Annotated in this window: 22 protein-coding genes and 1 pseudogene; 11 read left to right on the forward strand and 12 right to left on the reverse strand. The window is 70.6% G+C overall.

The window, feature by feature from the left end; translation table 11 throughout:
* Nucleotides 1-60 precede the first annotated feature (60 nt).
* From LOK55_RS07210 to xseA, 4 genes are read right to left on the reverse strand one after another with little or no spacing between them, the layout of a single operon-like run.
* Complete coding sequence (locus tag LOK55_RS07210; RefSeq protein WP_229934834.1) at nt 61-714, reverse strand: carbonic anhydrase; 654 nt, start codon at nt 712-714, stop codon at nt 61-63.
* Nucleotides 711-1,334: a DUF4245 family protein gene (locus LOK55_RS07215; RefSeq protein WP_229934835.1), complete on the reverse strand. Its 624-nt coding sequence runs from the start codon at nt 1,332-1,334 to the stop codon at nt 711-713. The genes LOK55_RS07210 and LOK55_RS07215 overlap by 4 nt, the downstream gene beginning before the upstream one ends.
* Nucleotides 1,335-1,350: 16 nt before the next feature.
* Complete coding sequence (locus LOK55_RS07220; RefSeq protein WP_196324034.1) at nt 1,351-1,572, reverse strand: exodeoxyribonuclease VII small subunit; 222 nt, start codon at nt 1,570-1,572, stop codon at nt 1,351-1,353.
* Nucleotides 1,573-1,627: 55 nt separating this feature from the next.
* Nucleotides 1,628-2,905 (reverse strand): exodeoxyribonuclease VII large subunit, encoded by a 1,278-nt coding sequence (gene xseA, locus LOK55_RS07225; protein ID WP_229934836.1) that lies wholly within the window; start codon nt 2,903-2,905, stop codon nt 1,628-1,630.
* A gap of 165 nt (nt 2,906-3,070) precedes the next feature.
* Between xseA and LOK55_RS07230 the strand changes: the two genes are divergently transcribed.
* Nucleotides 3,071-4,075, forward strand: coding sequence for a 4-hydroxy-3-methylbut-2-enyl diphosphate reductase (locus tag LOK55_RS07230; RefSeq protein WP_308066648.1), 1,005 nt, complete (start codon nt 3,071-3,073; stop codon nt 4,073-4,075).
* Nucleotides 4,072-4,683 carry a DUF6264 family protein gene (locus LOK55_RS07235; RefSeq protein ID WP_141379631.1) on the forward strand — a complete coding sequence of 204 codons (612 nt, stop codon included), beginning with the start codon at nt 4,072-4,074 and terminating at the stop codon, nt 4,681-4,683. Before LOK55_RS07230 ends, LOK55_RS07235 begins: the two co-directional genes overlap by 4 nt.
* A 99-nt stretch (nt 4,684-4,782) precedes the next feature.
* Here the strand turns inward: LOK55_RS07235 and fbaA are convergent, their stop codons facing one another.
* A complete protein-coding gene (gene fbaA, locus LOK55_RS07240) occupies nt 4,783-5,814 on the reverse strand; it encodes a class II fructose-bisphosphate aldolase (RefSeq protein WP_229934838.1) in 1,032 nt (343 codons plus the stop codon).
* A 207-nt stretch (nt 5,815-6,021) separates the two neighbouring features.
* Here fbaA and glpX point away from each other — a divergent pair, with 207 nt between their 5' ends.
* Together glpX and LOK55_RS07250 are read left to right on the forward strand one after the other, a co-directional pair.
* Complete coding sequence (glpX, locus tag LOK55_RS07245; RefSeq protein WP_141379633.1) at nt 6,022-7,011, forward strand: class II fructose-bisphosphatase; 990 nt, start codon at nt 6,022-6,024, stop codon at nt 7,009-7,011.
* Between the two features lie 120 nt (nt 7,012-7,131).
* Nucleotides 7,132-7,323: a UDP-N-acetylmuramyl pentapeptide phosphotransferase gene (locus tag LOK55_RS07250; RefSeq protein ID WP_141379634.1), complete on the forward strand. Its 192-nt coding sequence runs from the start codon at nt 7,132-7,134 to the stop codon at nt 7,321-7,323.
* A gap of 40 nt (nt 7,324-7,363) precedes the next feature.
* On the opposite strand, the gene rmuC is transcribed toward LOK55_RS07250, so the two are convergent.
* The 3 genes from rmuC to adhP all read right to left on the reverse strand — a co-directional run bounded on the left by rmuC (nt 7,364) and on the right by adhP (nt 10,926).
* Nucleotides 7,364-8,653: a DNA recombination protein RmuC gene (rmuC, locus tag LOK55_RS07255; RefSeq protein ID WP_229934839.1), complete on the reverse strand. Its 1,290-nt coding sequence runs from the start codon at nt 8,651-8,653 to the stop codon at nt 7,364-7,366.
* Nucleotides 8,654-8,749: 96 nt separating this feature from the next.
* Nucleotides 8,750-9,382, reverse strand: coding sequence for an exonuclease domain-containing protein (locus LOK55_RS07260; protein ID WP_141379636.1), 633 nt, complete (start codon nt 9,380-9,382; stop codon nt 8,750-8,752).
* Nucleotides 9,383-9,858: 476 nt separating this feature from the next.
* A complete protein-coding gene (gene adhP, locus LOK55_RS07265) occupies nt 9,859-10,926 on the reverse strand; it encodes an alcohol dehydrogenase AdhP (RefSeq protein WP_229934840.1) in 1,068 nt (355 codons plus the stop codon).
* Nucleotides 10,927-11,030: 104 nt separating this feature from the next.
* Here adhP and LOK55_RS07270 point away from each other — a divergent pair, with 104 nt between their 5' ends.
* The 5 genes from LOK55_RS07270 to LOK55_RS07290 all read left to right on the forward strand — a co-directional run bounded on the left by LOK55_RS07270 (nt 11,031) and on the right by LOK55_RS07290 (nt 14,224).
* Nucleotides 11,031-11,804, forward strand: a complete 774-nt coding sequence (locus LOK55_RS07270) for a class I SAM-dependent methyltransferase (protein WP_229934841.1) — start codon at nt 11,031-11,033, stop codon at nt 11,802-11,804.
* A 27-nt stretch (nt 11,805-11,831) separates the two neighbouring features.
* Nucleotides 11,832-12,902 carry a redox-regulated ATPase YchF gene (ychF, locus tag LOK55_RS07275; RefSeq protein WP_229934842.1) on the forward strand — a complete coding sequence of 357 codons (1,071 nt, stop codon included), beginning with the start codon at nt 11,832-11,834 and terminating at the stop codon, nt 12,900-12,902.
* Between the two features lie 31 nt (nt 12,903-12,933).
* Nucleotides 12,934-13,230, forward strand: coding sequence for a hypothetical protein (locus LOK55_RS07280; protein WP_229934843.1), 297 nt, complete (start codon nt 12,934-12,936; stop codon nt 13,228-13,230).
* Nucleotides 13,231-13,314: 84 nt separating this feature from the next.
* The gene (locus LOK55_RS07285; protein WP_229934844.1) at nt 13,315-13,794 is read left to right on the forward strand and encodes a hypothetical protein; all 480 of its coding nucleotides are present in this window, start codon (nt 13,315-13,317) and stop codon (nt 13,792-13,794) included.
* A gap of 220 nt (nt 13,795-14,014) precedes the next feature.
* The gene (locus LOK55_RS07290; protein WP_229934845.1) at nt 14,015-14,224 is read left to right on the forward strand and encodes a hypothetical protein; all 210 of its coding nucleotides are present in this window, start codon (nt 14,015-14,017) and stop codon (nt 14,222-14,224) included.
* Between the two features lie 61 nt (nt 14,225-14,285).
* Here the strand turns inward: LOK55_RS07290 and LOK55_RS07295 are convergent, their stop codons facing one another.
* The 3 genes and pseudogenes from LOK55_RS07295 to LOK55_RS07305 form a co-directional block, all read right to left on the reverse strand.
* Nucleotides 14,286-15,908, reverse strand: a complete 1,623-nt coding sequence (locus LOK55_RS07295) for a catalase (RefSeq protein ID WP_229934846.1) — start codon at nt 15,906-15,908, stop codon at nt 14,286-14,288.
* A gap of 292 nt (nt 15,909-16,200) precedes the next feature.
* Nucleotides 16,201-16,503, reverse strand: a pseudogene (locus LOK55_RS07300) (DJ-1/PfpI family protein); the annotation flags it as partial.
* Nucleotides 16,504-16,619: 116 nt separating this feature from the next.
* Complete coding sequence (locus tag LOK55_RS07305; RefSeq protein ID WP_229934847.1) at nt 16,620-18,104, reverse strand: DHA2 family efflux MFS transporter permease subunit; 1,485 nt, start codon at nt 18,102-18,104, stop codon at nt 16,620-16,622.
* 153 nt (nt 18,105-18,257) lie between these two features.
* Here LOK55_RS07305 and LOK55_RS07310 point away from each other — a divergent pair, with 153 nt between their 5' ends.
* A complete protein-coding gene (locus tag LOK55_RS07310; RefSeq protein WP_229934848.1) occupies nt 18,258-18,908 on the forward strand; it encodes a DUF1345 domain-containing protein in 651 nt (216 codons plus the stop codon).
* Between the two features lie 62 nt (nt 18,909-18,970).
* The gene (locus tag LOK55_RS07315) at nt 18,971-20,998 is read left to right on the forward strand and encodes an ABC transporter ATP-binding protein (protein ID WP_229934899.1); all 2,028 of its coding nucleotides are present in this window, start codon (nt 18,971-18,973) and stop codon (nt 20,996-20,998) included.
* A gap of 95 nt (nt 20,999-21,093) precedes the next feature.
* On the opposite strand, the gene LOK55_RS07320 is transcribed toward LOK55_RS07315, so the two are convergent.
* A complete protein-coding gene (locus LOK55_RS07320) occupies nt 21,094-21,300 on the reverse strand; it encodes a hypothetical protein (protein WP_229934849.1) in 207 nt (68 codons plus the stop codon).
* Nucleotides 21,301-21,317 lie beyond the last annotated feature (17 nt).

The raw sequence follows: 21,317 nt of genomic DNA on the forward strand, positions 1-21,317 counted from the left end.
ACGTCCTCGTGGTGGGGGTGTTCGGGTGTCCGGAAGGTAGGTCGGCGCTTCGCGTCGCCGTCAGGAGCCGATGCCGACGGCCACGTGCGGCACCGCGGTGCCCTCGCTGAGTCGGTAGTTCGCGCCGACGATGCCGACGCGGCCTTCGGCGACGGCGTCGGCGATGAGGCGCGACGAGGCCAGCAGGTCGTCGATCGTGTTGTGCAGGTGCGCGATGCCGACGTCTTCGGCGTCGAGCTCGCGCGGGTCGATGCCGCCGCTCGCGCGGAGCACGGTGCGCGCCGCCGGCACGATCTTGGCGATCAGGCGCCAGATGTGCGGGGGGAGTTCGGGGGAGTCGAGCGCGGTCGAGTCGATCGCGGCCCGCACCGCGCCGCACGCGTCGTGGGCGAGCACGATGATGAGTGACACGTCGAGGGCGGCGACCGCGTACTCGAGGCTCGCGACGGCCGAGTCCGACGCGACCTGCCCGGCGTTGCGCACGACGAACAGGTCGCCGAGGCCCTGATCGAAGATGATCTCCGCCGCCAGGCGCGAGTCGGCGCAGCCGAACAGGGCCGCGCGGGGGGTCTGCGCCGCGGCGAGCACGTGCCGGCGCTCCACGTCCTGACGGGGGTGGCGGGGTTCGCCCGCGACGAAGCGGGCGTTGCCCTCGCGCATCTCGGCCCAGACATCCGCCGGCGTCGGTCGTGCGGTGACAGCGGCATCCATCATGGCGTCTCCTCGCGCAGGGTGCGGATCTGGTCGGTCACGCCCTCGGCCGCGATCGCGGCGGTGGCGGCGTCGGTCGCACCGTAGACGAGCACGGTGTCGGTGCCGACGGGCGTCGACAGTGCGTAGGAGATCGAGTCGGTGCGCCCCGCGCTCGGGATGCGGTACTCGTCCCACGTGATGCCGTCGATCGTGACGGTGCCGGTCGGGGCGTAGCCGCCGATCTCGCGGCTCGCCCAGTCGTCGGGGGCGTCGAGGCCCTGGGCGACGCGGACGAACCCGCTCGCGGGGGCGTAGACGACGCGCCACATGCCGCCCTCGAGACGGGCCGAGTTGGCTCGCCAATCTTCGGGGACCTCGGGGACGAGGACGGGTCTGCCGACGGATGCCTCGGCCGCCGCCGCGGCGGCGGGGACATCGGCCGGCTCGGGCTCGGCGAGCGAGCCGCGGGGCACGCCCAGGTAGACGACGGCGACGACGGCGATCGTGATCAGAAGCGCCGCGACGAGGTTTCGGAACGTCTTGCTCGACCGGTACCTGGCGGAGGAGGCGGCCTTGCGGTCGGCCGTCTCCTGCGGAGTCTCGGGGCGGCCGAGCTCGGCGACGATGCGCGGACCGGCCATCAGCACGTCCCCCGCATCAGGCGTCTCCGGTGGAGGGCCGGGCGGCGTCGAGAAGACGCTTGGCGCCCAGCAGCCACTCCTCGCAGCGGGCCGCGAGCGCCTCGCCGCGGGTCCACAGGCTCAGCGACTGCTCGAGGGTCGGTGCGCCCTGTTCGAGCTCGGCGACCACCCGCACGAGCTCATCGCGGGCCTGCTCGAACGAGAGGCTCGCGACGTCGGCAGCGGGGTCGGCGGTCATACTCTCATCTTAGGGTCGCCTCCGACACCGCTTCGCCCCGTTCGGGGCGGGAGCGTCAGGAGACATCCGCCTCGGCGACGGGGCCGTCGGAGCGTGCCGCGAAGGATCCCTCGGCGACGGTGACGACCACCGCGGCGCCGGCGGGCGCCTGGGTCGCCTCGCGCACGATGACGCCGCCCTCGAGGTGCGCGATCGCGTAGCCCCGGGCGAGGGTCGCGCCGGGGGAGAGGGCGGCGAGCGAGGCCTGCAGCTGCGCGACGCGCCGCTCGCCCTCGTGCACCTGTCGGGTCACGACGTCGCGCCCGCGCGAGGTGAGCGCGAACAGCTCGTGCGAGCGCGCGACGAGCATGCCCTCGGGCGCGCGCAGCACGGGGCGCGTGCGCAGCTGCTCGAGCTGGGCGACATCGTGCGCGATCCGCTGCGTGAGGCGGGTGCGCGCGCGGGCGCGCAGCTGCTGCACGAGGGCCCGCTGCTCGGCGACGTCGGGGACGACCTTCTTCGCGGCATCCGTCGGCGTCGAGGTGCGGAGATCGGCGACGTCGTCGAGCAGCGGATGGTCGTTCTCATGACCGATCGCCGAGACGATCGGGGTGGATGCCGCGGCCACCGCTCGCAGCAGCCGCTCGTCGCTGAAACCGAGGAGCGTCTGCGGGTCGCCGCCGCCGCGGGCGATGACGATGACGTCGACCTCGGGGTCGGCGTCGAGGGTCGCGAGCGCGGCGAGCGTCTCCGGCACGCACCGCTCGCCCTGCACGGCGACGTGCGCGGTGCGGAAGCGCACCTGCGGCCAGCGCAGCTCGGCGTTCCTGTGCACGTCCTTCTCGGCGTCGCTGCGCTCCCCGGTGATGAGTCCGATCACGTGCGGCAGGAACGGCAGGCGCTTCTTGCGCGACTCGTCGAACAGGCCCTCGCGTCGCAGCTGCGCGCGCAGCTGCTCGAGACGGGCGAGCTGGTCGCCGAGGCCGGTGTGCCGCATCGCCGAGACGGTGAAGGTGAAGTCTCCCGACTTCATGAAGTAGTCGCTCTTCACGCACGCGACGACCCGGTTGCCCACGCGCAGGTCGTCGGGCAGCCGCTGCAGCGTCGACGACCACAGCCGGAAGGAGATGAGGGCGTCGCCCGTGGCATCCTTCAACCGTCCGAACACGTGGCCGCCGCGGAGGTTCCAGGCGGTGATCTCGCCCTCGACCCATACCGAACCCCAGTTCGAGACGAACCCGCGGATCGTCTCGTTGAGCCGTGAGATCGAGGTGGGGGCCTCCGGCGACGACTCCCGCGGGTGCACCGAATCGGGCGGCGGAGTCTGGCCGGATGCCGGGGCGAAGGCGGTCATCGGGGCTCCCTGTCGTGTCCGGACGTGTGCGGTGATGTCGTGTCGGGCGCGCGTGCGGCCCGCGCCCAGCGTGGCATCCGTAGAATCACAAGGGTGAGCAGCACAGCCGTCCGTCTTCCCTCGCCCCGCATACCGGGGCCGCGTGGACGGCTTCAGGATAACCCGGTGGTCGGACACAAGCGCGTGCTGCTGGCCTCGCCCCGCGGCTACTGCGCCGGCGTCGACCGCGCCGTGATCGCCGTCGAGAAGGCGCTCGAGCGCTTCGGCGCCCCGGTCTACGTCCGCAAGCAGATCGTGCACAACATCCACGTGGTCACCGAGCTCGAGGCGCAGGGGGCGATCTTCGTCGACGAGGTCGACGAGGTTCCCGAGGGCGCGCACGTCGTCTTCAGCGCGCACGGTGTCTCGCCCGCGGTCGTCAGCGCCGCCGAGAACCGCGGCCTGCAGGCGATCGACGCGACCTGCCCGCTCGTGACGAAGGTGCACCGCGAGGCGGTGCGGTTCGCGCGCGACGACTACGAGATCCTGCTGATCGGCCACGACGGTCACGAAGAGGTCGAGGGCACCGCCGGCGAGGCGCCCGACCATGTCACCGTCGTGAACTCGCCGGAGGACGCCGACACGGTCGTCGTGAAGGACCCGTCGAAGGTGGTGTGGCTCTCGCAGACGACGCTCTCGGTCGACGAGACCATGGAGACCGTGCGGCGACTGCGCGAGCGCTTTCCCGAGCTGAACGATCCGCCGTCCGATGACATCTGCTACGCCACCCAGAACCGGCAGGTCGCGATCAAGAAGGTTGCGCAGGACGCCGACCTCGTGATCGTCGTCGGCTCGGCCAACTCGTCGAACTCGGTGCGCCTCGTCGAGGTCGCCCTGGAGTACGGGGCGAAGGCGGCCTACCGCGTCGACTACGCCCACGAGATCGAGCAGTCGTGGCTCGACGGCGTCGAGACCGTCGGTGTCACGAGCGGCGCGTCGGTTCCCGAGGTGCTCGTGCAGGAGGTGCTCGACGAGCTCTCCGGTGCCGGCTACCGCGACGTGGAGCAGGTGCGCACCGCGGAGGAGGACCTCATGTTCTCGCTGCCGAAAGAGTTGCGCCAGGATGCCTCGGGCCGCCGCGACGGGCGGGCGCTCGGCGGACGGCAGTCGGGGGGACGGGCCGGCGCGTGAGCGAGCCGGAGCGCGCGCGACCGCAGTACGGCGAGTACGCGACGCCCGAGGAGCAGCGCGCGGCGATCCGGGTGCCCGCGCCGGGCGCGGGTGCCGGGTCTGAGCCGGGTTCGGCGTCGGTGTCGGGCTCGGCGTCCGCGGGGCGCACGGCGCCGGCGGCGGACGCTTCGCCGTCGCGCCGGCACGGGGCATCCGGCGATCGTCACCTTCCACCGCCCCGGCCGACGACCAGCGCGGCGCGGCCGAGCCGCACCGCCGACCGGGTCATCACGCTGATCCTGCTCGCCTACGGGCTCGTCACCGTCGCGAGCGCGATCCCGCAGCTGTGGCACTTCGCGGCGTTCGCGGGGTCGTGGATGGACCTCGCCGGCATCGACGGTACCTTCACGAACACCGCGCAGGGCGACCTGTGGGGCCGGATCGGCGTCGGCGTGTTCGTCGTCGGCTGGCTCGTGACCGCCGCGCTGTCGGTGCGCGCGATCGCGCGGGGAAAGCTCGCGTGGTGGATTCCGCTGGTCGGGGCGATCGTCACGTTCATCGTGGTGAGCGTGTGCCTGACCGTGCCGCTCCTCGGCGACCCGGCGATCGTCGCGCACTTCGGCGCCTGACGCCACGAGCGTCCGTGTGCGCTTCCGGCGACGCCGCCGGGCCGCACAGCGAGACGCCCCGCCCTCGGAAGAGGGCGGGGCGTGTCGCAGACGCGGTGATCAGGCGCTGATCGAGTGACCCGCAGAGCCCAGCTGCTGCGTGGCCCCGACGACGCGGGCGGCCATCCCCGATTCGGCGACCTTGCCCCACGCGCGCGGGTCGTAGAGCTTCTTGTTGCCGACCTCGCCGTCGATCTTCAGGACGCCGTCGTAGTTGCGGAACATGAAGCCCGCGACCGAGCGGGTGAAGGCGTACTGCGTGTCGGTGTCGATGTTCATCTTCACGACGCCGTTCGCGACGGCCGTCGCGATCTCCTCGGGGGTCGAGCCGCTGCCGCCGTGGAAGACGAGGTCGAGGGGCTTGGGGCCCGTGCCGAACTTCTCCGCGATACCGGCCTGGATCTCACCGAGCAGCTCGGGGCGCAGCTTCACGTTGCCCGGCTTGTAGACGCCGTGCACGTTGCCGAAAGTCAGCGCCGCGAGGTAGCGGCCGTTCTCGCCCAGACCCAGAGCCTCGACGAACTTCGACACGTCGGCGACCGTCGTGTAGAGCGCCTCGTTGGAGCCCTCGTGCTTGACACCGTCCTCCTCGCCGCCGACGACACCGATCTCGACCTCGAGGATCGCGTTGATGTTCTTCGTGCGGGGGAGCAGTTGCTTCGCGATCTCGATGTTCTCGTCCAGCGGCAGGGCCGAGCCGTCCCACATGTGCGACTGGAAGATCGGGTTGCGACCGGCCTTGACCTCTTCTTCGGATGCCGCGATCAACGGAAGCAGGAAGTCCTCGAGTGCCGGCTTGGGGCAGTGGTCGGTGTGCAGCGCGACCGTGATCGGGTAGTTCTTGGCGACCTCGGTGGCGAACTTGGCGAAGGCGATGGCGCCGGTCGCGCGGCCCTTGACGGTGTGGCCGGCGAAGTAGTCGGCGCCACCGGTGGTCACCTGGATGATGCCGTCGGAGCCGGCCTCGGTGAGTCCCTGCAGGATGGCGTTGATCGACTGCGAGCTGGAGGCGTTGATCGCGGGGAAGGCGTACCCGCCCGCCTTCGCCTTGTCCAGCATCTCTGCATACTGCTCGGGGGTTGCGACGGGCATTTCCACTCCTCAGGTCTGCGGATATCTCCACCGGTCACTCTAGCGAAGGGAGCGTTCGCGGCGCGGGGTGCTCACCGGGCAAAAGCGGCCCGCCGCCGCAGCGGTCGGCGGCGGCGAAACCGCGCGGCGCGAAAGAACCGCGATTCCTTCGTGCGGCGCAGCACCGAATCGGGCCCGCGCGGCGATCGATCGCCGTAGTCTCAGAGCATGGTGAGCCTGACCGCAGACATGAGTCCCCTCCACCCCGACCGGAACCTCGCGCTGGAGCTCGTGCGCGCGACCGAGGCTGCCGCGATCCGGTCCGTCCCGTTCATCGGACGCGGGCAGAAGGAGCTCGCCGACGGTGCCGCCGTCGACGCGATGCGCGCCTTCCTCACCACCGTGAACTTCGACGGGGTGATCGTCATCGGCGAGGGCGAGAAGGACAACGCGCCCATGCTCTTCAACGGGGAGCACGTCGGGACGGGCCGCGGCCCGCAGTGCGACATCGCCGTCGACCCGATCGATGGCACGTCTCTGACCGCCGAGGGGCGCAACAACGCGCTGTCGGTGCTGGCGGTCTCCGATCGCGGCACGATGCTGGATGCCTCGAGCGTGTTCTACATGGACAAGATCGTCACGGGCCCGGCAGGCGTCGGCGTCGTCGACATCCGGCTCCCTGTCGCGGAGAACATCCGACTGCTCGCCAAGGCGCTCGGAAAGCCCGTCGACGAGCTCGTGGTGTCGGTGCTGAACCGGCCGCGCCACGCGCGGCTCATCCAAGAGATCCGCGACGCGGGCGCCGGCACGCGCCTGATGAGCGACGGCGACGTGGCCGGCGGCATCAATGCCGCGCGCTACAACGCGCGCACCGACATGTGCATCGGCATCGGCGGCAGCCCGGAGGGCGTGGCGACGGCGTGCGCGATCAAGGCGCTCGGCGGGCACATCCAGGGCCGGCTGTGGCCGCGGGACGACGACGAGAAGCAGCGCGGCATCGACGCGGGGCTCAAGGTCGACGACACGGTATACGAGGCCGATGACCTGGTGAAGGGCAAGAACACGATCTTCGTCGCCACCGGCGTCACCAACGGTGAGCTCGTCGCGGGGGTCCGCCGTGATGGCGACTTCGTGCTGACCGAGAGCGTCGTGCTGCGCGGCGCGTCGGGCACCCTCCGCCGGATCAGCTCGGAGCATCTGACGTCGAAGTGGCTGTGACCTTCGCCGCTCGCGGCGAAAGTCCCGGCCCGCTTCCACCCATCGAGCGGTGCACTCTGGCAGAATGAGGGCGGGTCACCGGAGACCTGCACGTCGTCCACGTCATCACCGGGGGTTCACATGTCCACCGCAGCCAGTAGTCCGAGGACCGGGCAGATCCCGATCCCCGTCGACACGGCCCGTCGACCCGATGTCCTCCTCCGCAAGCGCATGCCCGAGGGGCACCAGGTCAGCGCCTGGTGGATGATCGGCGCCTTCGTCGGCGTCTCGGTCGGCGTCGTCGCGCTGCTCGGATTCTTCCCTGGCGGCTGACCCCGCGCCCGCGCGAACGGGGGGCCTCCCCGGTTGGGGCTCACAGTCGTCCCCTGAGGTCGCCCACGTCGGCGCCCACCCGCCCGGCGTCGGGCTCTTCGTCACCCAGATGCTCGATGAGCTCCGGCGCCGTCAGCTTGCGGGGGCTCTTCTCGATTGCCATCGGCGTCGCCGTCGCATCGAGCCGCGTGTCGTCGATGCCGGGGAAACGCCGTGCGCTCACGAGCACCCGCGACTCGAGCGAGCCGACGAACCGGTTGTAGCTGTCGACGGTGCGCTCGATCGCACGCCGCAGCTCGTCGGTGTGCGTGGCGAGACCGCCGAGGCGCTGGTACAGCTCGTTGCCGAGGTCGAAGAGCCGCCGCGCCTCCGTCGAGACGTCCTGCTGCGTCCACGTGTACGCGACGGTCTTGAGCACCGCCCAGAGGTTCACCGGAGAGGCCAGCGCAACGCGCCGCGAGAACGCGTAGTCGAGCAGGGCCGGGTCTTCTTCGAGCGCAGCCGCGAGCAGCGATTCGGTCGGCAGGAAGCACACGACGAACTCGGGGCTCGACTGCAGGCCGGTCCAATACCGCTTGCCCGCGAGCGCGTCGACGTGCGCACGCACCGCCTTGACGTGCTTCTGCAGCAGTCGGGCCCGCTGCGCGGCCTGCTCGCCCTGCGCGGTCAGCGGGATCGCGGATGCCTCGAGGTAGGCGTCGAGCGGCACTTTCGCATCGATCGCGAGCGCCTTCTCGCCGGGCAGCCGCACGATCATGTCGGGCCGCCCGGCGCCGACATCGGCGGTGACCGAGGACTGCGTATCGAAGTCGACATAACGAGTGAGGCCCGCCGACTCGACCACCCGGCGCAGCTGCGTCTCGCCCCACACGCCGCGCGTCGCGTTGGAGCGGAGCGCGCCCGCGAGCGACTCGGTCGTGGCGCGGAGCGCCTCGTCGGACTCATGCGCGCGGCGCAGCTGCTCGGCGATCGAGCCGTACTGCGCCTGCCGCTCGCGCTCGAGCTCGTCGACCTTGTGCTGCATCGTCTGGAGCGTCTCCTGCACGGGCGCGAGGGCCCGCAGCACCACCTGCTCGCGGCGTTCGCGCTCGTGCTGCGCCGCCTGGTCGGCGCGCGTCTGCGCGCCGAGATCGCGGGTGAGCGATCGCTGCTGCTCGAGCTGGTCGGTGAGGGAGCGCTGCGCGCCTTCGGCGGCGACCGCGCGAGCGGTCAGGCCGGCCAGGGCCTCCGAGGAGCGCTCCGCGGCCCGCGCCGTGGCGGCGAACCAGCCCGCCAGCAGACCGGCGAGCAGACTGACCAGCACGAGGGCGGTGACGAGGGTGGCATCCATGATCACAGCGTGGCGCAGGCCTCCGACATCGCCGGATCGACGCGCAGACAACGGCCCGCGGCGGGCCGCCCGGGTGCCCGGGTGCAGTCGACGGTGTTACCGCGCGGGGGAGGCCATCCGGCGTGCCGAACCAGCGGCCACCTCGGGCGGCTCGACGGATGCGCCCGGAATCTGCGGCACGCGCAGTCCGAGGAGCATCGCGAGCTCGACGATGTCGTCGGCGCCGACGCGGCGTGCGGCATCGATCATGATGTGCGCGCAGGCGAGGGCGTCGGCGGTGGCGTCGTGGTGCGCAAAGTCGAGGAATCCCGCGGCGGCGGCGACGTTCGGCAGCCGATACGAGTCGAGCCGGTACGTCTTGCGCGACGCCTGCAGGCTGCACACGTACCGGTACGGCGGGCACGGGGCATCCGTCGCCTCGCAGGCGGTGCGGAGCACCCGCACGTCGAATCCGGCGTTGTGCGCGACGAGCACGTCGTCGCCGACGAAGTCGGTCAGGGCGCCGAGCTGATCGGTCCAGGTCGGTGCGGCGGCGACGTGGTCGGGCCGGATCCCGTGGATGCCGATGTTCACCTCGAAGAACTGATCGTGCCCGGCGGGCGGTTTGATGAGCCAGCCCGCAGTCTCGATCACGTGCCCGTCCCGCACCCGGGCGAGGCCCACGGCACAGGCCGATGCGCTCGAGGAGTTCGCGGTCTCGAAGTCGATCGCGGTGAAATCCAAGGGCACCTCCCCACCCTCGCCCCGCCGACCGCCGCCGCCGCGGAGGCGCCCCGGCGCGCCGTCAGGCCGGCGCCCGCGTCGTCACCCCGACAGGATGCGCGCGCCGCTCGGTGACGATTGCAGGAGATTCGTGTGCGACCCACCGCGACACGCCGGATCTCCCGCCGCATCGCGCGCCATCCCCTGCAATCGTCACGGCGCCGCCCCCGAACGGCATCGGGAGGGACGGCCATACTGCGGCCACCTCACACCCCCGCACTCTGGCGCCCCCGCCGCCCGGACGCGGTCCTGCGCGCGCCGCGCGGTGACGATCGCAGGAGTTCGGTGCGCTCCACACCCCGCTAGGCCGGATTTCCCGCCGCATCGCGCGCCATCTCCTGCAATCGTCACGGTGCCGCGCCGCGCGGCGCCGCCACCGCCCCCGGAACACACCGGGAGGGGCGACCCTGCTGCGGCCGCCCCTCCCGGATCCTCTCGCTTCGTCAGTACTTCATCACGATGCGGCCCTCGATCGCGCCGCGCTGCATGCGGTCGAAGATGTCGTTGATGTCGTCGAGAGTCTCGACCTGCACTCTCGGGTGGATCTGGCCGCGGGCATAGAAGTCGAGCGCCTCGATCATGTCCTGCCGGGTGCCGACGATCGAGCCGCGTACCGTGATCGCGCGCAGCACGATGTCGAAGATGTCGGCGTCGAAGGTGCCCGGCGGCAGCCCGTTGAAGACGACCGTGCCGCCGCGGCGCACCGCGCCGAGCGCCTGGCCGAACGCGCGCGGGTGCACGGCCGTGACGAGCACGCCGTGCGCGCCGCCGATCGCCTCCTGCACGGCGGCGCCGGGATCGTCGTGCGCGGCGTTCACGACGACCTCCGCGCCGTGCGTGCGCGCGAGCGCGAGCTTGGCGTCGTCGACGTCGACCGCGACCACGCGCATGCCCATCGCACGTGCGTACTGCACGGCGATGTGGCCGAGCCCGCCGATGCCCGAGATCACGACCCACTGGCCGGGGCGCACCCCGGTCATCTTGAGTCCCTTGTAGACGGTGACCCCGGCGCACAGGATCGGCGCGACCTCGACCGGGTCGGCGCCTTCGGGAATGCGGGCGGCGAAGCGCTCGTCGACGAGCATGTACTCGCCGAAGCTGCCGTCGACGGAGTATCCGCCGTTCTGCTGCTCGGGGCACAGGGTCTCCCAGCCGGTGCGGCAGTACTCGCACACGCCGCACGCCGACCAGAGCCACGCGTTGCCGACCTTCTGGCCGACCTCGAGCGTCGTCACCTGGTCGCCGATCGCGACGACCTCGCCGTAGCCCTCGTGGCCCGGGATGAGGTCGGCTTTCGGAGCGACCGGCCAGTCGCCGTGGGCGGCGTGCAGGTCGGTGTGGCAGACGCCGGTCGTGATCACCTTCACGAGCGCCTGGCGCGGGCCCGGCGTGGGCAGGGGGACTTCCGCCACCACGAGGGGTTCGCCCGAGGTCTTCACGACCGCGGCGCGCATCGTGGTGGGCGTCGCCGAGGCGGCGGCGCGGGTGGGGGTGTCGGTCAGAGTCGTCATTGACATCACTTCCTCTCGGCGGAGCCGTTCCGCCCGATGGCGACGACGGTAGAACGCGCAACGTTGCATGATGTTGCGTCGGTGGCGGGCGGTATGGTCGCACCATGGCGACACGCGACGAGATGGCGAACAGTTTCGGAGCCGAAGCGGCGGCGTATGAGGAGGGTCGGCCGGGCTACCCGGCGGAGGCCGTCGCGTGGCTGCTCGAACCGGCCGGCGCCCACCCGCGGGTCGTCGACATCGGCGCCGGAACCGGCAAGCTCACCCGCGTCGTCGCGGAGATCACCGCCGAGCACGGCACGGATGTGATCGCGGTGGAACCCGACGCGGCGATGCTCGATGCGCTGCGGAACGCGCTCCAGGGCATCCAGACGCTCGTGGGCACCGCGGAGCACCTCACGCTGCCCGACGAGAGCGCGGACGCGGCCGTGCTCGGGCAGGCCTGGCACTGGGTCGACCCGGTCGCGGCGTCGGCGGAGATCGGTCGTGTGCTCCGCCCGGGCGGAGTGCTCGGCCTCGTCTGGAACATCCGCGACGAGTCCGTGCCGTGGGTCGCGCGGCTGACCGAGATCACGAAGGGCAGCCACGCCGAGCAGCTGCTGGCGGACGGCGGGCCCGAGGTGGCGGCGCCCTTCGGCGAGCTCGCATCCCGCACCTGGCACTGGGCGCGCCCGATCACGCGCGCCGCGCTCATGGCGATGGTGCACTCGCGCAGCTACGTCATCACGGCGACGCCGGAGGAGCGCGCGCGGATCGACCGTGAGCTGGAGGTGCTGTTCGACGAGATCGGTGCGACGGGGGATGCCACGGTGTCGCTGCCGTACGTGACGTACGCGTTCCGCGCTGTGAAGCCCGAGGCCGGCGGCGCCGCGCGCTGACGGGTCCGGCATCTAGACTGGTCTCCCGTGGCTCTTACCATCGGAATCGTCGGTCTCCCCAACGTCGGCAAGTCGACCCTGTTCAACGCTCTGACCAAGAACGACGTGCTCGCCGCGAACTATCCGTTCGCGACGATCGAGCCGAACGTCGGCGTGGTGAACCTGCCCGATCCGCGGCTCGAGAAGCTCGCCGAGGTGTTCGGTTCGGAGCGGATCCTTCCCGCCGCGGTCTCGTTCGTCGACATCGCCGGCATCGTGCGCGGCGCCAGCGAGGGTGAGGGGCTCGGCAACAAGTTCCTCGCGAACATCCGCGAGGCCGACGCGATCGCCCAGGTCGTCCGTGGCTTCGCCGACGACGACGTCGTGCACGTCGACGGTGCGGTGAATCCGCGCGGCGACATGGAGACGATCAACGCCGAGCTGCAGCTGGCCGACCTCGAGACGCTCGAGAAGGCGATCACGCGCTACGAGAAGGAGGTGCGTGGGAAGAAGCTCGACCCGTCCGTGCTCGAGGCGGCGATCGCCGCGCGCGACGCTCTGCAGCGCGGGGAACTTCTGTCCGCGTCGAACCTCGACCTCGCACCCATCCGCGAGCTGGGCCTGCTCACCGCGAAGCCGTTCATCTTCGTCTTCAACGTCGACGAGCAGGTGCTGACGGATGCCGCGCGCAAGGCCGAGCTCGAAGCGCTCGTCGCCCCCGCGAAGGCCGTCTTCCTCGACGCGAAGATCGAGTCGGAGCTGATCGACCTCGACCCCGCGGACGCGGCGGAGCTGCTGGCATCCACCGGTCAGGAGGAGTCGGGACTCGACCAGCTCGCCCGCATCGGCTTCGACACCCTGGGGCTGCAGACTTACCTCACCGCCGGCCCGAAGGAAGCCCGCGCGTGGACGATCGGCAAGGGCTGGAAGGCGCCGCAGGCGGCGGGGGTCATCCACACCGACTTCGAGAAGGGCTTCATCAAGGCCGAGGTGATCTCGTTCGACGACCTCGTCGCGCTCGGCTCGGTCGCCGAGGCTCGCGCCAAGGGCAAGGCGCGCCTCGAGGGCAAGGACTACGTCATGCAGGACGGCGACGTGGTGGAGTTCCGTCACAGTTAGGCATCTGGTTCGTGAAAGGAAGGGAGGGACGATGAGCGGTAAGGCTCGCGCGCGTCGCGTGATCCGTCTCTTCCCCGAGTACGGCCGAAACTGGCCTCTGTGGGAGAACTCGACTCCCGCGTGGGACGTCGGCTACACGACCACACCGGAGATGTACGGACTGTCAGAGGACCTGACACGAGATATGGCCGACTGGAATGCGCTGTGGGAGGCGAACTTCGACCCGTTCGACGGTTGGAAGAGCGATGCGGCGCGCGAACGGTGGCGCGAGAGGGCGTGCGTGTTGCGACACGCCTTCGTGCTGAAGTCGCTGACTTCGCTGATGTGAAGTACGATCCGTGGCCGCTCGGTCGCAGGGACGAGTAGTGGTGGAGTTCCGCTTCAGTTAGCGGTATGGATTGGGATTGAGCGCGTGAGCATGATCTGGCGGCGTTATCGGTCAACCCTCGGGTTGGCGATTGTTGCATCAGCGATGCTCGGGCTCTTTTGCGGGCTTGCACTGTACCTCACCGGGAACGCGGACTACCGCGCACAGGCTGGCTGGGGAGGCTTATTTTATTGGATCGCTCTGGGCGCGGGTTTCGGTATCGGGACGGGCCTGACAGCATGCGCGGGCGGGGTGACCGCGATCTGGTTGCGTGACCGGCAACTCGGACGACCGAGCGCGTCGCGCGTCCTCATCGGGACCGTCGGCGCAAGTGTCGGGGCGGCGGTGCTGTGGCTCGCCTTCGGAGTTGTGGCTGCCGTGACCGGTGGTGCTGGCTACTTGTACATGTTCATCGGCATCGCGGTGATGGCGGGCTTGACCGGTGCTGTTCTTGCGCGGACGATGCTCAGCCGTGCTGAACGGCGGCGGGACGGCGACGTGGTGGAGTTCCGTTTCAACGTCTAGCGATATCGACGCGTCGAGCGGTGACCACGTGGAGCGACGCTGCGATCGCCGCCGCGAGGCGCGCCGGATCGTTGGTATAGGCGGACCACCCGACGGAGGCTTCGAGCCCGACGAGCTCCTCGCGGCGGTGATGCCGGAACCGCCGCGCGGTGTCAACCCCTTCGCGCGCTGACGTCGCCCGGTCTAGCGTGGAGACACGATTATCGAAGGGTGGACATCCATGTCCGGATTCAAGTTCTGGCTCACTGTCGGAGTCGTCGGGGTCGGCGCGTACATCCTCGGCGCACGCGCCGGTCGCGCTCGCTACCGCGAGATCAGCAAGGCCGCCAAGCACCTCTGGGACGACCCGTCGCTGCGGAAGGCGCGCGCGCAGTCGCGGAAGGTCGTAGACAAGGCTGCCAAGAAGGCCGCGAAGAAGCTCGGCGTCTGAGCGCCGGCATCCGTCAGAGGATGCCCGGCGCTCAGACGCGACGCGCGAACGCCGTCACCGCTCAGGTGGCGGCGTTCGTGTTCGGCTCGACGATCGGGTCCGAAGCATTCTCTTTGGCCGCGTCGTCTTGCGCGCCCGGCGCACCGAGGTCCGCGTCGGCGCGGACGAGCCGCTCGATCTCGGCCCCCGTCGCCTCGTCGACGTGCCGCCAGTACGAGAAGGCGCGCTCGAGGACGTCGCCCGTCACGCCGCCCAGCAGGTGCCCCGCGACCGTCTTCACGAAGGCGGCGCGCTGCTCGTCGTTCCAGACGTCGCGCACGAGCGCCCCGGCCTGCGAGAAGTCGTCGTCGTCCGGGCGCAGCGTGTAGGCCTCGCGCACCATCGGTCCGTCGGTCTCCCACCCCGGGTCGACCTCGCCGACGTTGTCGGCGTACCCGCGGCCGAACGAGTTCGGCGCGTACACGGGGGCGTCTCCCGTGTGCTCATACGCCATCGGGCCGTCCTTGGTGTAGGTGTTCACCTCGACGTGCGGGCGGTTGACGGGCAGCTGCAGATAGTTCGCGCCGATGCGGTGCCGGTGCGTGTCGGCGTAGGCGAACGCCCTCCCGAGCAACATCTTGTCGGGCGAGAACCCGATGCCGGGCACGAGCGCCGACGGCTCGAACGCCGCCTGCTCGATCTCGGCGAAGAAGTTCTCGGGATTGCGGTCGAGCGTCATCGTGCCGACCTTGCGCAACGGAATATCCGCGTGCGGCCACACCTTGGTGAGGTCGAACGGGTTCAGGTGATAGTCGCGGGCCTGCTCGTACGGCATGACCTGCACCGACAGGGTCCACGAGGGGAACTCGCCCCGGTCGATCGCCTCGTACAGGTCTCGGCGGTGGAAGTCGGCGTCCTCTCCCGCGATGCGCGTCGCGTCCTCATCCGTAAGGCCTTCCACCCCCTGATCGCTGTGGAAGTGGTACTTGACCCAGAACCGATCGCCGGCCGCGTTGACCCACATGTACGTGTGCGACCCGTAGCCGTTCATGGTGCGATAGGAGCGCGGGATGCCGCGGTCGCCCATGAGATACGTGACCTGATGAGCGGACTCCGGGTTCAGCGTCCAGAAATCCCACTGCATGTTGTTGTCGCGAAGGCCGTTGCCGCCGCGGCGCTTCTGCGAGCGGATGAAGTGCGGGAACTTCATCGCATCGCGGATGAAGAAGATTGGCGTGTTGTTGCCGACGAGGTCGTAGTTGCCCTCATCGGTGTAGAACTTCAGCGCGAACCCGCGCGGGTCGCGCCAGGTGTCGGGAGAGCCCTGCTCGCCGGCGACGGTCGAGAAGCGCGCCAGCATGTCGGTGACGGCGCCGGGCTGGAACAGGCCCGCCTTCGTGAACGCGCTCACGTCCTCGGTGGTCTCGAAGTGACCGAACGCACCCGAGCCCTTGGCGTGGACGTTCCGCTCGGGCACGCGCTCACGGTTGAAGTGAGCCATCTGGTTCACGAAGTGCACGTCGTGCAGCAGGATCGGCCCGTCCGCGCCGACGGTGAGGGCATTGCGGTCGCTGGGAGCGGGTGCGCCCGTGTCGGTGGTGGAGCCGAGGGATGCCTCGGCGGAGGGGGCGGTGCGGATGGACTCGCCGACGGGCGAACCCTCGGACGTGGCGACGCCGGAATCGGCGACGGGAAGATCAGGCATGGGGTCCTCGCTCTCGACTCGCGTCGACGGCCGTCGACGGCTTCGTAGACCCAGGCTAATCCGATCCGCCGCCGACCTACACGGGGGTTGACAGGTTCTTCGCCTCCGCCGTCCGGCGCGGCGTTAGAATCGTGCCATGGCCACGTCGAACCTCCCCACTCCCACGCTTCAGCCCGTGCCCGAGGAGCTGAACCTGCTCGCCGGCGCCGACGAGGGCGCCTCGTGCTGCGGCGGCGGGTGCTGCAGCACGAACTGACGCCCCCGTCGAGGGCTCAGCCGGCGCGGAGCGCGGTCAGGCCGTCTGGCCGGCGTGCTCGCCCTCGGCACACTCTTCGATGAGCTTCGCGTTGAAGGCGGGCAGGTCATCCGGAGTGCGGCTCGTGACGAGCCCGTCGTCGACCGCCACCTCTTCATCCACCCACGTCGCGCCGGCGTTGCGCAGATCGGTCTGCAGACTCGGATAGCTCGTCAGCGTCCGGCCTCGCACGACGTCGCCCTCGACAAGGGTCCACGCGGCGTGGCAGATCGCGCCGACGGGCTTGTGCGCCGCGAAGAACGCCGTGGCGAAGGCCACGGAGTCCTCGTCCACGCGCATAGCCGTCGGTCGCGATGAACACGATCTTCTTTCCGTTGAGCGTGTCCATGCCGCAACGCTACGGCGCCGCCCGTCGCCGGGCGCCGGGGGTTGACACGCGACCGGCCGAATCCCGCTCAGTGCGCTGCTCGCGCGCCTTCGCCGATCGAGTCGGCGGGCTTGCGGATGAGGACGGCGCTGACCAGCAACGGCGTCGCGATGATCGCCGCCAGCAGGAACGCCGCCCGCGCCCCCGCGGCGCCGGAGGCGGCAGCGGACGCGCCCGGTGCGGTGGCGCCCGCCGACACCGACGACATGACGGTGATGAGCAGGGCGATCCCGGCGGCCCCGGCGACCTGCTGCACGGTGGAGACGGTGGCGCTTCCGTAGGAGTAGTACCTCGGCTCGAGGGAGCCGAGCGACGCCGTGAACAGCGGTGTGAACGACATCGCGAGGCCCACCGAGAGCACTGTCTGGGTCACGACGAGCAGCCACACCGGAGTCGTCTCGGTGAGCAGGGTGAAGCTCCACAGGATCGCGAGCACGACGATCGTGCCCGGCACGAGCAGCACCGTGGTGCCCCAGCGGTCGTAGATGCGCCCGATCACCGGGCCGAGCAGGCCCATCGCGACGGCGCCCGGCAGCACGACGAGGCCGGACTCGGTCGCCGACAGCCCGAGCGTCCCCTGCAGGTACAGGGGCAGCGCCGTGATCGTGCCGAAGAAGGCGAGCGACATCACCGCGAAGTGCGCGACCGACAGCGAGAAGTTGCGCGAGCGGAAGATCCGGAGGTCGAGCAGCGCGTCGTCGACCTTCTGCAGCGAGATCTGGCGCCAGATGAAGAGAGCGAGCGCGACGACGCCGACGGCGAGCGAGACGACGAGCGTCGTCGTGGCGCCCGCGGCCGTCGCCCCGCCGTGGCCGGCGCCGCCGATCTGGCTGAGTCCGAAGACCAGCCCGCCGAAGCCGAACGCGGAGAGGATGACCGACACGACATCGAGCGGCGCGTGGGTGCGCTCACCGATGTTGGGGATCCAGCGCACGCCCACGACCAGCGCGATGAGCGCGATCGGCAGCACGATCGCGAAGATCCACCGCCAGCTGAGCGTGTCGAGGATGACGCCGGCCATCGTCGGGCCGATCGCGGGGGCGAGCGACATCACGATGCTGACGCGGCCCATCATCCGTCCGCGCAGGTGCGGCGGGACGACCGTCATGAGGGTCGTCATGAGCAGCGGCATCATGATGGCGGTGCCGGATGCCTGGATGACCCGCGCCACGAGCAGCACCTCGTACCCGGGCGCGACGAGCGCGACGAACGTGCCCGCCGAGAAGAGGCCCATCGCCGTCGCGAACATCGCCCGCGTCGAGAAGCGGTTGAGCAGGAACCCGGTCGTCGGGATCACGACCGCCATGGTCAGCATGAACGCGGTGGTCAGCCACTGGGCATCCACGGCCGTGATGCCGAGGTCGCCGATCAGGTGCGGGATCGCGACGCCCATCGTGGTCTCATTGAGGATCGCGACGAACGCGGCCGCCAGCAGCAGCCAGATGACGCGGTTCTCCTTCGCGCCCACCGTCGCCGGCGCGGTGTGGGCGGTGTCGGTGTCGACGTGTGCCATGGGAACTCCTGAAGGTCATCGGGGGCGGGGAGGCGCTGACGCGATGCCTGCGGCAGGGGCTGCGACCGCGCGAGACGGCGTGGCCGGTGGAAACCTCAAAGCTAACCGGGGGGCCTGACATCGTATTCCCGTGCGGGGTGAGACGATTCGCCCATGGCATCCCACCACCTGAATTCGCGCCTCGCCGTCCGCGGCCCCGTCTCCGTCGCGGTGGGCGTCGCCGCCGCCGCGATCGCGATCCCCCTCCTCGACTGGGTGGCGGGCCTCCTCGTCGGCTGGACGGCGGTCGCCTTCGTCAACGTGGTGTGGCTGCTGGTGGCGCTGTGGCCGATGGATGCCGAGAGCACGCGCTCGCACGCGACGGCGGAGGATCCGGGGCGCACCGTCGCGCGGGCGATCTCGCTGATCGGGAGCGTCGCGAGCCTCGGCGCGGTCATCGCCGTGCTCGTGCGCAGCCATAGCGACCCGGCGACGGCGTTCGCGATCGCCGCGGTCGCGATCGCCGCGGTCACCTTCTCGTGGGCGCTGATCCAGGTCGATTACATGCTGCGCTACGCGCACCGCTACTACTCGCGGGTCGAGGACGGCGCGCGCGGCGGCATCGACTTCAATCAGGACGAACCGCCCATGTACTCCGACTTCGGCTACTTCTCGGTCGGGCTCGGGATGACCTATCAGGTCGCCGACACCGATGTCACGACGAACGAGATCCGCCGGATCGTCATCGCGCAGACACTCATCGCCTACCTGTTCGGCGCGGTCATCCTCGCCACCGTGATCAACCTGGTCTCCGGCCTCGGCTGAGCCGGCTTCTGCCCGGCATCCGCCCCGGTGTCCCCGCCGCTGGCTAAAGTTGCCGGATGAGCATGGCGGGCGGTCCGGGCGGCCGCGGAGGCGGTTTCCGCGGGGTGGATGCGGAGGCGCAGCGCAAACTCAACGCGCAGGCGCCGAAGATCCCGAACCTGGGCGCGCGGGTGCGGGAGATGTTCCGCCCCTACCGCGGACGGCTGCTCCTGACTGCGCTGCTGGTGATCGCCGGTGCCGCGATCGGGGTCATCCCGCCGCTGATCGTGCAGCAGATCTTCGACCAGGCGCTCTTCCCCACCGACGGCTCCGGGGTCGACATCGCGCTGCTGTGGCGTCTGGTCGCGGCGATGATCGGGCTGTTCCTCCTCTCCGCGGCACTCGGCATCGCGCAGACCTGGCTCACCTCGACGGTCGGCAACGCGGTCACCGGCGACCTGCGGGTGCGCCTGTTCGACCATCTGCAGGCGATGGAGCTGGGGTTCTTCACGCGCACGAAGACAGGCGTGATCCAGTCGCGTCTGCAGAACGACGTCGGCGGCGTGTCGGGAGTGCTCACGAATACCGTCACGAGCATCCTCGGCAACGTCGTGACCGTGATCTCGGCGCTCGTCGCGATGATCCTGATCGACTGGCGCCTCACCCTCATCGCCGTCTTCCTCATGCCGATCCTGATCTTCGTGCAGCGGCGCGTCGGTCAGGTGCGCGCCCGGATCGCCGGGCAGACGCAGGAATCGCTGTCGGAGCTCACGACGATCACGCAGGAGACACTGTCCGTGTCGGGCATCCTGCTGTCGAAGTCGTTCAACCGCCAGCGCACCGAGTCGACGCGCTACCGCGAGGAGAACGCCAACCAGGTGCGCCTGCAGGTGCAGCGGGCGATGAGCGGGCAGGGGTTCTTGGCGGTCGTGCAGGTGCTCATGGCATCCGTCCCCGCGGTGATCTACCTCGTCGCAGGCTATCTGCTGACGGGCAGCGCGGGCGGCGCGACGATCACGGCCGGCACCGTCGTCGCGTTCACGACGGTGCAGGCGCGGCTGCTGCAGCCGCTCATGGGCCTCATGCGGGTCGCGCTCGACCTGCAGACCTCCCGCGCGCTGTTCGCGCGCATCTTCGAGTACCTCGACCTCGTGCCCGCCATCCAGGACGCGCCCGGCGCGATCACGGTCGCAGACGCGCCCGGGCCGGTCGGCCGGATCGAGTTCCGCGACGTGGTGTTCCGCTACCCCGACGCGGCGCCGGACGCCCGCCCGACCCTCGGCGGTGTCTCGTTCGTCGCCGAGCACGGTCAGCATGTAGCCTTCGTCGGGCCGTCGGGCGCCGGCAAGACCACGGTGCTCTACCTCGCGCCGCGGTTCTACGAGGCGAGCGCGGGGGAGGTGCTCTTCTCCGGGGCGGACGTGCGCGGCCTCATGCAGGAGTCGATCATCGACCACATCGGCATCGTCACGCAGGAGACCTACCTCTTCCACGCGACGATCCGCGAGAACCTGCGCTACGCGAAGCCTGACGCGACCGACGCCGAGATCGAGGCCGCGTGCCGTGCCGCCAACATCCACCACATCATCGAGAGCTTCGAGGACGGCTACGACACCATCGTCGGCGAGCGCGGCTACCGCCTGTCCGGCGGCGAGAAGCAGCGCATCGCGATCGCCCGGGTGCTGCTGAAGGACCCACCGGTGCTGCTGCTCGATGAGGCGACGAGCGCGCTCGATACCGTCTCGGAGCGGGTCGTGCAGGAGGCGCTCGAGGCGGCCTCATCCGGGCGCACCACCCTGTCGATCGCACACCGGCTGTCGACGGTGGTCGGCGCCGATGTCATCCACGTCGTCGACGCCGGTCGGATCGTCGAGTCGGGCACGCACGCCGAGCTGCTCGCCCGCGGCGGTCTCTACGCCGAGCTCGCGGCGGAGCAGATGGCCGCCGCGACGATCGCCGGGATGGATGCCGCGGCGCCGGGCCGCGCCGCGCTGCCTGAGCGCCGGGCCGACAAGGCACCCGACGGTGCGGCGGGCACCGATGCGGCACGACTGCTGGCCGATCCGCCCGCGCAGAGCGCTCCGGAACCGGCCTGGCAGTTCGTGGAGTGAGGCGCGGCGGGGCCGTCCGTCAGCGAGCGGGGTCGCGGTCAGTGCGCGGCTTTGGGTCGGTGCGCGCGGCCGTGGTCAGTGCGCGGGGGTCGTGGTCAGTGCGCGGGCTTCGCGTCGTCCTCGTCGGCCGAGCCGATGGCGTCGGTCGGTACCGGCGTGGGCTCGTCCTCTTCGACGGCGGTCGGAACGGGGCTGATGAGCTCCTCGGCGGGCGTCTTCTTCAGCTCGTCGATCTCGTCGCGCAGCGCGCCCAGGTCGGGGCCGTCGGGCGTCTCGGGGAGGTTCTCGGGGGTGCCGGTCATGCCGTTCACCCTAGCCG

It is taken from the genome of Microbacterium sp. F2E (assembly GCF_020905435.1).
Lineage (GTDB): Bacteria > Actinomycetota > Actinomycetes > Actinomycetales > Microbacteriaceae > Microbacterium > Microbacterium lacticum.